This is a genomic window from uncultured Stenotrophomonas sp., assembly GCF_963519925.1.
Taxonomy (GTDB): domain Bacteria; phylum Pseudomonadota; class Gammaproteobacteria; order Xanthomonadales; family Xanthomonadaceae; genus Stenotrophomonas; species Stenotrophomonas maltophilia_AE.
Window position 1 is genome coordinate 1 of record NZ_CAUQPH010000011.1, and the last position, 12,448, is coordinate 12,448.

A 12,448-nucleotide genomic window follows, 5' to 3' on the forward strand; every position below is an offset into this window, starting at 1 on the left:
CCCAGCGCCCTGGCCGGTGCGCGCACCTGCCCGGTACCCGCCAGCCGCTGCCACAGCGCATGCCGCTCCGCGTCGAAGCCGCCCGGGTTGCGCAGGCCACGCGGTGGTCGCAGCCGGGCCTGCAGTTGCCAGCGCGCCCCGGCCTGTACAGCATGCCGGGATGTGGGCGTGCGCACCGCGCTGCCGTCATGCCAGGAAAGCACCAGCTCGCGACCGCGCAGCCTGGCCGGCATGGCCGGGTCATCGTCCACCCGGAAGCGGAACCGGGTACTGCGCGGACCGTGCTGCGGCAGGTCCACCACCCTGCCCCGCAACATGTGCAGCGTCGCCGGCGCACCGGCAGGCAGCTGCACGTCGAGCGCGGCATGCGCCTGCACTGCGGCCCAGCCGAGGCCCACCAGCACCGCGCCACACCAGCGCCCCCGCGCCCAGCCACACCAGAGCGGCACGCCGAGCAGCAGCGCGCACCCGGCCAGCGCGGCTGGAAGCAGCCGCGGCGCGAACACCACCATGCAGATGCCGCCCAACAGCGCTGCCGCCGTGGCCTTGCCGAACAGGGGAAGTGTCATGCGCGCCGCTACGCCGGTAAAACAGCATGCTCGGTGGTGTGCCCCGCCGGGAACATCAGGCACCTGGCGTGCGTGCTGTGGGAATGCGCCGCGAACGCGACCGATGGAAAGCAAAAAAGCCGACCTGATGGCCGGCTTTCCTGTTGTGCCACTGCAGTCGCTGGGACTGGAGTGGTGGGCGGTACAGGGTTCGAACCTGTGACCCCTACCATGTCAAGGTAGTGCTCTACCGCTGAGCTAACCGCCCGTTTTTCACTGCTGCGCCGTTGCGTTTGCGTCGGTGCAGGCCGCGTATATTACGGACGTCCTGCGTGAAGAGCAACACTTTTGTGAAGGTATTTCGCAGCGTGCCGTTCAGCCGAGGCTGAGCTCCTTCAACTGGCGGATCTGGTCGCGCACACGCGCCGCATCCTCGAACGCCAGATCGCGTGCGTGCTGGTACATCTGCTGCTCCAGCGCCTGCAGCCGCTTGGCGATCTGCGCTGGTTCCAGGCTGCGGTAATCCACCGCCTCTTCGGCCACCTTGCCACCCCGGCCCTTGCCCTTGCCGCGTGCTTCCTTTTCCGCCGCTTCCGAACGCGCGCCTTCCAGCACGTCCACGATCGGGCGCAGTACCGACTTGGGCACGATGCCGTGCGTCTCGTTGTATTCCACCTGCTTGGCGCGACGCCGGTCGGTTTCCTCGATGGCCGCCTGCATCGAGCGGGTGATCTTGTCCGCGTACAGGATCGCCTTGCCGCGCAGGTTGCGTGCAGCGCGGCCGATGGTCTGGATCAGCGAGCCGGTGGAACGCAGGAAGCCTTCCTTGTCTGCATCGAGGATGGCCACTAGCGACACTTCCGGCATGTCCAGGCCTTCGCGCAGCAGGTTGATGCCGACCAGCACGTCGAACTTGCCCAGGCGCAGGTCGCGGATGATCTCCACGCGTTCGACGGTATCGATGTCCGAATGCAGGTAGCGCACGCGGATGCCGTGTTCGGTGAGGTATTCGGTGAGGTTCTCGGCCATGCGCTTGGTCAGCGTGGTGACCAGCACGCGGTCGCCCAGCTTGATGCGCTCGTTGACTTCGCTCATCAGGTCGTCGACCTGGGTGCCCACCGGGCGGATCTCCACCACCGGGTCGATCAGGCCGGTCGGGCGCACCACCAGCTCGGTGATCTCGTCGCCGGCCTCGCGCAGTTCATATGGCCCCGGCGTGGCCGAGACATAGATGCTGCGCGGGCAGCGCGCTTCCCACTCTTCGAACCGCAACGGGCGGTTGTCCAGTGCAGACGGCAGGCGGAACCCGAACTCGACCAGGGTTTCCTTGCGCGAGCGGTCGCCCTTGTACATCGCGCCGATCTGCGGAATGGTCACGTGCGACTCGTCGATCACCAGCAGCGCGTCCGGCGGCAGGTAGTCGAACAGGGTCGGCGGCGGCTCGCCGGCGGCCTTGCCGGTGAGATGGCGCGAATAGTTTTCGATGCCGTTGCAGAAGCCGACCTCGGCCATCATCTCCAGGTCGAACTGGGTGCGCTGGGCCAGGCGCTGCGCTTCCACCAGTTTGTTCTGCTCGTACAGCTGCTCCAGCCGCACCTTGAGTTCGGCCTTGATCGTGTCCACCGCCGACAGCACGCGTTCGCGGGTGGTGGCGTAATGGGTCTTGGGGTACACCGTATAGCGCTGCAGCCGGCGCAGGCTTTCGCCGGTGAGCGGGTCGAACATGCTGATCTGTTCCACTTCGCCATCGAACAGCTCGATGCGCACTGCTTCGCTGTCCGACTCGGCCGGGAAGATGTCGATCACCTCGCCGCGCACGCGGAAGGTGCCGCGGTGCAGCTCGTACTCGTTGCGGGTGTACTGCAGCTGGGTGAGGTGGTTGATCAGGTCGCGCTGGTCGATGCGCTCGCCGGTGGACAGGATCAGGCGCAGCGACAGGTAGTCCTCGGGCGCGCCCAGGCCGTAGATCGCCGACACCGTGGCCACCACGATCGCGTCGGGGCGCGACAGCAGGGTCTTGGTCGCCGCCAGCCGCATCTGCTCGATGTGCTCGTTGATCGAACTGTCCTTCTCGATGAAGGTGTCCGACGACGGCACGTAGGCTTCCGGCTGGTAGTAATCGTAGTAACTGACGAAGTACTCCACCGCGTTGTGCGGGAAGAACGCCTTGAATTCACCGTACAGCTGCGCGGCCAGGGTCTTGTTCGGCGCCATCACCAGGGTCGGCTTCTGCACCTGCTGGATTACGTTCGCGATCGTGTAGGTCTTGCCCGAGCCGGTGACGCCGAGCAGCGTCTGCTTGGCGATGCCGGCCTCGAAGTTGGCCGTCAGCTTCTCGATCGCCGCCGGCTGGTCGCCCGCCGGGAAGTACGGAGATACAAGTTCGAAGCGATCGCTCATGGTGCCGCCATAGACCGGGCCTTTCATTATACCGGGGGCTTGGGTGACGGCCGGCTGAGGGGCAGCCCCACACGCCAGGACGGTGATCGCCGATGGGCGTCGGCGGCGGCAGGGAACAGGGTAGACGCTCCCGCAACCGGAGCCCGCCATGCCGCCCCCGCGACGCCACTCACGCCGCCTGCGCGGCATGACCCTGCTGGAGCTGAGCGTGACCCTGGCCATCGCCGCCCTGCTCTGCCTGCTCGCCCTGCCCTCGTTCAGCGACGCGCTGGGCCGGTGGCGCGCCGACATGCTGCGCATGCAGCTGGTGTCGGTGGTGAACAGCGCGCGCAGCACCGCCATTACCCGCCATGCGCCGGTGGCGGTGTGCCCCAGCGACGACGGCACGCGCTGCGGCAGCGACTGGAGCCGCGGCTGGCTGATACTCCTCGACCCGGCCACGGGCGCGGACCTGGCCACGCCGGAACGCGTCCTGCAGTTCCGCGCAGGCTACGACGATCATGGCCTGCGCGCGACCAGCAGCCGGGCACGGCAACGCCTGCGCTTCCAGGGCGACGGGCGCAGCAGCGGCAGCCCGTTGACGGTGGACATCTGCGCGGGTGGACGGCTGCACGGCCAGGTGGTGGTGAACAACGTGGGGCGCACGCGCTCGACGCGGGTGCGCGTGCCCATCGACTGCCCGCGCTGAACCCTAAAACGACAAAAGCCGCGATTGCTCGCGGCTTCTGCTGGAACTGGCGCCCGAAGTTGGACTCGAACCAACGACCCCCTGATTAACAGTCAAGTGCTCTAACCGGCTGAGCTATTCGGGCGGGAGGCGCATTGTAAGGAGCGCACACCTGCCTTGCAAGCCCCGCGCCGGGGCAAACGCATCACCAGCACTCTGACAACGTGGCGCCAGCGGTCTTTACGTTGGCCTGGTTCACCGACAGGTCCTTGCACTTGTCCTGGGACTGCGCAGTACCGGCTGTGGCGGTCAGCGTGAACGTGCGCGCGGTAGTGGCCATGCTGAGGGTGTAGGCCGCCGTCCCCCCTTCGCGCGGCGACTGGATGGTGGTCGCCCCATTCGGGAACCGATATCCCACATAAGTGTTGTTGACCGTATGGAAGCGCTCTGCGGAAGCAGCGTATTCCACAAGGTCCGCCTTCGCCTGCGCACGGCGCGACTTGCGAACATGATCGGCGTAACTGGGGACCGCGATGGCAGCGAGGATGGCGATGACCGCCACCACGATCATCAGTTCGATCAGAGTGAAGCCGCGGGCACGGCTTCGTGAAACATTGGACAGGGCTGCTTTCATCACTTGATCTGCCTCCAGGACTGACGGCCACACGGGTACGGCAGGTACATCGGGGGTGCCCCGGCCACGCTGACCTGCATCATGCAGGCCGTGCCCGGGGGTGTCGGCGGCGGGTTGGTGCCCGACTTTTCCGGAGCCGCCAGGCGCGGCACCACCGCGGTGGTGACGTCGCGGACGGGTGCGTTCCCGCCCGTGCTGAGCGGCAGCGCGGCCGTACCCGCGGCCGGCGACGTGCCATCCGGCGTGCCCACCCGCACCTGCGATAGGCCGGCAGCACCGGTCGCCGCGTTCAGACCGAACAGCCAGTTCGAACCGTCGACGGTACAGCCACCACTCTGGCCGATCTTGGGCACGTAGGTGGGCATGAACACCACGCCCGCGCTCACCGCTGGACTGGCCACGAAACGCTCACCGGCTGGCAGGATCACGGTCCATCCCGCATTGTCGGCCGGTATGGCCCCCATGGTGATGGAGCGCGCGTCTGCGCCACCACTCACGGTGATAGGACGCAGGTTTGCCGAAGTGAGGGTGACCGTCGGCGCCTTGCCACTGGTGTCGTTGACGCCATACAGGCCCTGGATGCTGCGGTCGATGCCGTCCTCGACGTAGGAGAAGCTACCCGTGCCGAAGAACAGCATCACGCCGCCAGCGGCGCCCGACGTCGCGGTGATCCCGCCCATGATCGGCTGGCGATAGGTCAGCTTGTCGGTATCCACGCTGGTGTTGGTGGTGAACACCGGCACCTTGGGCGCGGTGGTGCTGCCCAGATCAAACTTCCAGATCGCCCCCTTCTGGTCCGCTGCGTAGACGGTGTCAGCCAACCCGTCTCGCCCGCTGTCTTTCAGGTCCGTACCCTTCCAGCGGTCGACAACGACGATGTTGGTCAACCCGTTGCGTCCCGCCGGCAGGTTGGTACCCGTCTCTTCCACCACATAGGTGGTGACCTTCGGCTTACGGCCAGCCACCATGTCGACCACGAAAAGTGCCGCCTTGCCGTTCTTGCTTTCCACACCGTTGCCGAAAATGGCCCGGAACCCCGTCCCGCTCGACGTCTTGACCGGCACGATCACCGGCTTGCCGAGAACGTGGCCGATGTTGTTACGGACCACCTCATCGAGCTGACCGTCGAAATCATTGATTTCCCAGAGCAGGCTGGAAGTGCCACCAAATTCCGTGGGATCGGTCACATCAAGCGCGAACACACTGCGGCCGCCAGCCCCGGAGGTGCCGACCAGCGCCGTCTTCCAGCCGGTGCCATCGTGGATGTCGCCCACCACGACGGGACCGTCCACGAAGTAGCGGTGCTGGAACGCTGTATTTTCCTGGGCCGTGGAATCGTAGGGAACCAGCAGGTTGCCCATGTGGCCGAGCGCCGTGGACGGCACATAGCCGAACACTTCCCTGCCACCGCTGGCATCCTGGGTGCCGTCAGCCCGCATGCCGCCATCGAAGGCATGCAGCATGCCGTCATTGGCGCCGGCATACACCATGTAGCGGCGGTCGTTTCGCTTGGCGGTCAGGTAATTGACGTAGGCGGAGCCGATGGTGGGCAGGTTGCGGTAGCCGTAATCGTCCGTGGGCGAACTCAACACCGGCGTGGAGTTGATGATGTCGCCGAGCACGGTCGTGCGGTCGCGCAGCTTGCCACGGTTGCGCACTTCGTTGGTGGTATCGCCAAGGAGATAATCCACCGCGGTCGCGTTGTTGTCCTCGGTCAACGTCTTGATGTTGCTGCATTGCAGCATGCCGGCGTACAGATTGGCCGGCTTGCTGCAGAGGTCGGCCAGGCTGACATTGGTGGAGTTGAACCGCTGCAGTGCACCGTCCCTCCACAACCATACCTTGCGCGCGCCCGATGCCGGCATCCGTTCCGATGCCTCCCAAGCCGCCTCGGACACGATGCCGCGCGTCGTCGGATCCACGCTCAATTTGAAGGCCGTCAGCTTGCTGTACCAGTCCGTACCATTGTTCGTCGCTTCGTAGAACGGCTCTACCGCCAGAGACCCCGTACCAACGCGTGCGCCAGTGAGCGAGCGGGTACCCGACGGCGTTGCGCCCTTGGAAACATTGCTGATGATGCGGCGCATGGCTGCGGTGATGTCCGACGCCCTGGTCGCATTCACCATTTCGCCATGCGTGTAAAGCACCGCCTCCCAGAGCTCATCTACTGCGCCCGGCGCGTTGTCGACCGTGCTGGTACCGAAGCGGGGCGGTGTATCGTAGGGATTGGGCGAAAGGATCCACGGCCTCGTCGCGTCCGGCAGATAGGTAACGCCGAACTGCTCACCCAGCGTACCCAAGGTGACGCCGTAGAAATTCATGTGCAGATTGGTCTTGCAATCGAGCTTGCCGTCCGGACACTCCTTCGGGATCGGAACGGAATTGGACTCCATGCTTGGAACCAGGGAGTTGTCGTAGTACTGGGCGATGCCGTCCTTCATCCGGATGGCGTTGCCGGTTTCATTGATGAAACCGTCGGTGAACAGCATGCCGGCGTTCTTCTGGCAGGACAGCAGCACGGGCGGATTCGGGTCACTCGCGCTCTTGACACGCTTGAACTGGCTGCCCAGGTAAGCCGCCGCCGACCGGTTGGGCGTGCTCGAACCGGCACGCATGTCCCTGGTGATATCGGCAATCAACGCGATCTTCTGCTCGGGAGTGCCGAGGTCGTACATGGTCGCGGTGCGGCGATTGTTGATGCGGAACCAGCCGACACGCAGGTTGGTGGGTTCATGCAGCGCATTGGTGGCCGCACCGATCAATGCCTCGCGGCGGGTACGGTAGAAGCTGAACCAGTTGGCGAAATTCCCCATCGCCAGGTTGTAGTTGGTTACGTCGTTGTTGAAATTCGCGAGCGTGATCTCGTACTTGTACAGCGTGCCAGGCCGGCCGCCGACCGGATTGGTCACTGCCACGGGCGTCGCGGTATAGCCATAACTGGCCGGCATCTGGGTCTCGAGATAGAACGTGGCCGGGTAATAGCCCACGTTGGTATCGCAGTCGGCCGTCACGGTGATCGCACGGGTGACGCGGACGAAATTCGCCGGCGTTGACTTGCCGTCGGCGTAAAGGTCCGATGTGTTGTCGTTGCCGCCCCCACACGTCTTGGGCCGGATCAGCGTATCAACCGGGATCACCATGTTGCGGGTGAACCGGAAACGCATGTTGTCTTCCGTACTCAGGTCCATGACCGTGAGGTTCTTGGTCAGGTTCACCTTGTTGTTGGCGCCGGGTGGACGCGGGTCCACCGGTGCGGCCAACGGATCGATGCTCATGTAACTGGGCTTGGCTTCATCGCCGGTCTTCCAGTCCGGATAGATTTCACGCGGATCGAAATACGCCGGGTTGACGTCCGGCGAGCGGGCGAAGCCGAACGCGTCCAGCGGGGGAATCGCCAGGTTCGAGTCGCCGCGACCATAGTTCGGCGTCACATAGTGGTAGTTCGTACCCGTGCCGTCGCTGTAGCCGTACGGCCTGGATCCATTGAAGAAGCCCACCGCATTGTTCGGCGTACGCACCCAGCGGAAAACACCATCGCGCGTGTTGTTCTGTACTTCCCAGAGCATCGAGCCCGAGTCATCCAGCGCCATCAGGAATGCCGGCGGGGCGGAGGCCTGGATGTTGAGGGGCTGCTGGGACAGGATGCCCTGCCCCTGTCGGGCCAACAGGCTGTACGTCAGCCAGCCGCCAGCGACGACGACGCCGATGGACGCTGCGGTGAACCACTTTTTCTTCTGCGAAGCCATGGCCCGCGCCCTCAAAGTTTGAATACGGTATCGATCACGACGGCCGATGACACGGCCGCGGGATCGTCGGTCGAAAAACCGGTGATCTGGTAGATCGGCGTCGTTTCGTCCAGTGCTTCGCCCATGTCCAACGCGGCCTCGCCGACGATGCACTTGTCGATCTGGCGTACGTTGACCCTGGAGGTCGAGCCGGCCGGCACCTCGCCCGCCCATTTGACAGGGTCGTAGCCGTCGTCGCAGATGCGATTGATGTCGCCTTCCGCAACCAGCGCGCCGTCGGCCGCAGCATTGCGGTTGGCGATGTTCTCCACCGAGCGCTCGGCATTGCGCACCACGCCTTCGCTGTTCTGGAAGGCGCGGTTCGCGGCACGGTAGTTGGACGCCATCTTTTCCTGCATGCCCGCCACCTGCATGCCGGCGATGCCGAGCAGGGCGAGCAGGATCAGCATGATCAGCGCGACATACAGTACTGCGCCACGTTGTCCGTACGGGCCCTTGGGGGTGCGCGGAGGTTTCACGGAGATTGCCATGTCAGTTCCCGAACAGTCTGTTGCGCAGGGCGACGGAGACTTCATAGGCCGAACGGTAACGTCCGTCGTTGTTTGCGGCGGGAGCGAATTCCACGCCCAGCACCGAGGGCCGGTTGACCGCGTCGATCGAGGACGAGCGGTCAGGGCTGACCGCCAGCAGGCCGACCTTGACCTGACCCACGCGCAGCCACTGGCCCGCGCCGGCCGCGTCCGTGGCGGTGGTCACGCCACTGGCCACGGCGGCCTGGGTCACACTGCCCACCGGCGGCGTGGCCAGCCCGATCACTGGCGTGGAGTCCAGACCGAACATCAGTTGCAGGTTTTCAATACCCTCGACCACCTCTTCATTGGTGGAGTACGCGCCGCTGGAATCGGCGCGTGCGCGGCGCAGGCCGTTCACGCCCGTGGTCGCATTGCGGCCGATGTAGTAGACCAGCGATTCCGCGCGATACAGCATGGTCTGCCCGGTCGGCTGGGTGGTGTAACGGGTCAGGTCGACACCAGTCGCCTTCACTTGGTTGCCCGACAGCGCGCCCGCGAATATGTCCGCATGACCGCAGTCGGCGATGCCGAACAGGGTGGGAGTACCCACGCCGTCCTTGGTCATGCGGGTGATGCGGTCGGCGTCGCCGGTGACGGTGGAGGCACCGCCGGCCAGCGAGATCTGGTTGACCGGCACTCCCTCTGCGCCCAGGAATCGCAGCACCAGCACGTCGCTGCCGCCCGCCGGTGCCGGGTTGAGTCCGCTGATGCTGGCCGGCAACCCGGACGGGGCGGTCCAGGCCGCCCCCAGGGTCAACACGCCACCGGGTGCGGTGTTCGGTGCCTCATAGCCCTGGATCGACACACGGAAATCCAGTGGCGATCCGCTGCCCACGCCGGCAACGAGATGATTGACCGGGTCGCCAAGGTTCTTGACCACGTGCGCCTGGTCGTTCACGCAGCCCATGTGCCCGGCCATGCGCAGATCACGCTCCAGGAACTCGGTTGCGAACCGCGCGTTTTCCTGCACGCGCGACGCACCCTCCGAGAGCCGTGAGGCGGTCTGAGAGGCGGCGAAGACCTGGATGACCCCCAGCATGATGATCATGCCGATCACCAGCGCGATCATCATTTCCACCAGCGACACGCCGGCCATCGCCCAAGGGCGGGGTGCGGAGCGGGTCATAGTTCGGTCGCCAGTTCAAAGGTGGTGGCTTGGTCGGGATTCTGCGGATCCCAACGCTGGTCGCCCCAGGTGATGGCGACCCTGGCGACGCCGCCAGCAACGGTCACCTGCGCACCGGCATCACTGCCGAGCGCCCGCACGACCTGGCACTGCCAGAGCGTGACCTTGTCCGGGAGCGCTATCGTACCGGCCCCAGGCGCGCAGACGTTCTGCACCGCCTTGCTACCCGGGGCGAAACTGGCCGTGGAGTACCAACTGGACTGGAAGCGATTGGAGCGCATCTGCTCGATCAGGTCGTAAGCCAGGTTGGTCGCCTGGGTCCGATGGTTGGCGCTCTGCACGAAACGTACGTTCATGGTCTGCATGAGAGCGAACCCCAACAGGCCGAAGCCGAGCACGAGTACGGCGATCAGCACCTCAAGCAGGCTGAAGCCCTGCTGCCGGCCGGGAGATTGGAAGGGTTTCACGAACAGGTCTCCTTGGTGCTGCGCAGCTGGCCGGACGCATTGACGATGAGGGTGCGCTGCTGCTGCGCACCGGCACTGCAGGTAGCCGCGCGGATGCGTAGCTGCTGGTCATCGCTGTGACGCCGACGGCCGCGGGCGTCGAAGGCGATTACGTCGGCGGGTCCGGTCACGGTCAGCGAGGTCTTGAAGTCGTTGAATCGCAGGATGGTGCCGTCGCTCGGCGACCCGTCGCCGTTCGGGTCGCTGAAGGCGGCGATGCCCTGGGCCCAGCTGCCGTCGCACGAGGTGCCCGTGCTGCTGCCACAGACCACGCCCCCCTGGCCACTACGGATGGCCTCGCTGCGGGCCAGGTTGACCATTCCGAGGACCGCGTTGTTCGCCGTGGCGACACGATTGTTGCGCAGCGTGGATTCGAAGCTGGGGAACGCGATCGCAGCCAGGATGGCGACGACAGCGATCGTGACCATCAGCTCGATCAGGGTGAAGCCCTTGGTGAAACGCATGTGCATGGAACGCTCCCCAGCGTGATGACAGGACAATGGACGCCCGGCCGCCTGGCGGCAAGCGACAGCAGGACGAACGGTCGTCCGAAGGCGACGGGCGTCAAACCGTTGACACCCCCGCGGTCAGCGGACCGGGCGGACTCCCCGTCCGCCCGGCCCGTTCAGGTCAGGCCAGCACCCGGTAGCAGGGCTGGTATTCGCCGGAGATCTTCATCCGGCGCTGCTCGACGAAGGCGCGCAGCAGCTCGTCCAGGGCCAGCATCATGTCGGCGTCGCCGTGGATCTCGAACGGACCGAACTGCTCGATGCGGCGCATGCCGTCTTCCTTCACGTTGCCGGCAACGATGCCCGAGAACGCACGGCGCAGGTCGGCGGCGAGCGCATGCGGCGGCCGGCCGTGGTGCAGGTCGAGCGCGGCCATGGCTTCATGGGTCGGCACGAACGGCTGCTGGTACTCCCACGGGATCTCGATCGACCAGTTGAAGAAGAACGAGTCCTTCTGCGCCAGGCGGTGCTCGCGCACGCGCTTGATGCCGGCCGACATCTGCCGGGCCACGGCCACCGGGTCGCCGATGATGATCTGGTAGCGCTCGGCGGCGGCATCGCCCAGGGTCAGGCGGATGAAGCGGTCGATCTGCTCGAAGTACGGCGCGGCCACGGTCGGACCGGTCAGGATCAGCGGGAACGGCAGGTCCTTGTTTTCCTCGCGCAGCAGGATGCCGAGCAGGTACAGGATTTCCTCGGCGGTGCCGACGCCGCCGGCGAACACGATGATGCCGTGGCCGATGCGCACGAACGCTTCGAGGCGCTTCTCGATGTCCGGCATGATCACCAGGTGGTTCACGATCGGGTTCGGCGACTCGGCGGCGATGATGCCCGGCTCGGTCAGGCCGATGTAGCGCGTGGTGTGCTTGCGCTGCTTGGCATGGGCGATGGTGGCGCCCTTCATCGGGCCCTTCATCGCGCCCGGGCCGCAGCCGGTGCAGATGTCCAGCCCGCGCAGGCCCAGCTCGTAGCCGACCTGCTTGGTGTACAGGTACTCATCGCGGCCGATCGAATGGCCGCCCCAGCACACCACCAGGTTCGGGTCGCCCGGGTTGAGGATGCGCGCGTTGCGCAGCAGCCCGAACACCGCGTTGGTAATGCCGTCGGAGGATTCCAGTTCGGCCGCGTAGGCCGGACCCATTTCGATGGCCATGTAGGCCAGGTCGCGGACCACGGCGAACAGCAGCTCGGCCACGCCGCGGATGATCTCGCCATCCACGAACGCCATCGCCGGTGCGTTGACCAGGTCGATGCGCACGCCGCGGTCCTGCTGGGCGACCTGGATGTCGAAATCCGGGTACAGGTCGCGCGCCGCACGCGGATCGTCGGAGGCACTGCCACTGGTCAGCACGGCCAGCGCGCACCGGCGCAGCAGTTCGTGCATGCCGCCGCCGGAGGCGTCGCGCAGGCGCGCCACTTCAGCGCGGGACAGCACATCCAGCCCACCGCGCGGGTAGATCCGCGCGTCCTGCACCGGCAGCGTGCGCGCCGGTTTTTCAGTAATCGTCATTTCCATTCTTTTCGCTTCCTCAAGGTTGCCGACTGTACCGCTGCCCCCTTTAAAAGCAAAACGGCCGGGAAACCCGACCGTTGGATGTAATTCGAGCCCGGCGGCGCCTGGGGGCTGCCGTAAGTGCGCGTTTTTCGCGCAACCGTAAGAGCATACGCTGATCCAATGATGCAGACAAGCGCCCTCGCCTGCCGCCGGCGTGCCGCACACAGCAGAACGGCCGGGTTTCC

The 12,448-nt window shown here is 65.6% G+C and carries 10 protein-coding genes and 2 tRNA genes; 1 reads left to right on the forward strand and 11 read right to left on the reverse strand.

Going from position 1 to position 12,448, the window contains the following annotated elements:
- The 3 genes from RWO33_RS03805 to uvrB form a co-directional block, all read right to left on the reverse strand.
- On the reverse strand, nt 1-569 hold a 569-nt coding region (locus tag RWO33_RS03805; RefSeq protein WP_314102303.1), incomplete at its 3' end, for a ComEC/Rec2 family competence protein.
- Between the two features lie 172 nt (nt 570-741).
- Nucleotides 742-816 (reverse strand) — tRNA-Val (locus RWO33_RS03810).
- Between the two features lie 107 nt (nt 817-923).
- Entirely contained in the window at nt 924-2,948 is a 2,025-nt protein-coding gene (uvrB, locus tag RWO33_RS03815) for an excinuclease ABC subunit UvrB (RefSeq protein ID WP_314102305.1), read from the reverse strand.
- A 148-nt stretch (nt 2,949-3,096) separates the two neighbouring features.
- Between uvrB and RWO33_RS03820 the strand changes: the two genes are divergently transcribed.
- Nucleotides 3,097-3,636 (forward strand): GspH/FimT family protein, encoded by a 540-nt coding sequence (locus tag RWO33_RS03820; protein ID WP_314102307.1) that lies wholly within the window; start codon nt 3,097-3,099, stop codon nt 3,634-3,636.
- 47 nt (nt 3,637-3,683) lie between these two features.
- Here RWO33_RS03820 and RWO33_RS03825 read toward each other — a convergent pair.
- The 8 genes from RWO33_RS03825 to ppnN form a co-directional block, all read right to left on the reverse strand.
- Nucleotides 3,684-3,760: transfer RNA gene (locus RWO33_RS03825), tRNA-Asn, on the reverse strand.
- Nucleotides 3,761-3,820: 60 nt separating this feature from the next.
- The gene (locus RWO33_RS03830) at nt 3,821-4,249 is read right to left on the reverse strand and encodes a type IV pilin protein (protein WP_314102309.1); all 429 of its coding nucleotides are present in this window, start codon (nt 4,247-4,249) and stop codon (nt 3,821-3,823) included.
- Nucleotides 4,249-7,995: a PilC/PilY family type IV pilus protein gene (locus tag RWO33_RS03835; protein ID WP_314102311.1), complete on the reverse strand. Its 3,747-nt coding sequence runs from the start codon at nt 7,993-7,995 to the stop codon at nt 4,249-4,251. Before RWO33_RS03835 ends, RWO33_RS03830 begins: the two co-directional genes overlap by 1 nt.
- An 11-nt stretch (nt 7,996-8,006) precedes the next feature.
- Entirely contained in the window at nt 8,007-8,513 is a 507-nt protein-coding gene (locus RWO33_RS03840; RefSeq protein ID WP_314102313.1) for a PilX N-terminal domain-containing pilus assembly protein, read from the reverse strand.
- Nucleotides 8,514-8,526: 13 nt separating this feature from the next.
- Complete coding sequence (locus RWO33_RS03845) at nt 8,527-9,693, reverse strand: PilW family protein (RefSeq protein WP_314102315.1); 1,167 nt, start codon at nt 9,691-9,693, stop codon at nt 8,527-8,529.
- Nucleotides 9,690-10,166 carry a type IV pilus modification protein PilV gene (gene pilV / locus RWO33_RS03850; protein ID WP_314102381.1) on the reverse strand — a complete coding sequence of 159 codons (477 nt, stop codon included), beginning with the start codon at nt 10,164-10,166 and terminating at the stop codon, nt 9,690-9,692. The genes RWO33_RS03845 and pilV overlap by 4 nt, the downstream gene beginning before the upstream one ends.
- The gene (locus RWO33_RS03855) at nt 10,157-10,669 is read right to left on the reverse strand and encodes a GspH/FimT family pseudopilin (RefSeq protein ID WP_314102317.1); all 513 of its coding nucleotides are present in this window, start codon (nt 10,667-10,669) and stop codon (nt 10,157-10,159) included. The genes pilV and RWO33_RS03855 overlap by 10 nt, the downstream gene beginning before the upstream one ends.
- 160 nt (nt 10,670-10,829) lie before the next feature.
- Nucleotides 10,830-12,218 (reverse strand): nucleotide 5'-monophosphate nucleosidase PpnN, encoded by a 1,389-nt coding sequence (gene ppnN, locus RWO33_RS03860; RefSeq protein WP_145478054.1) that lies wholly within the window; start codon nt 12,216-12,218, stop codon nt 10,830-10,832.
- Between the last annotated feature and the right edge of the window lie 230 nt (nt 12,219-12,448).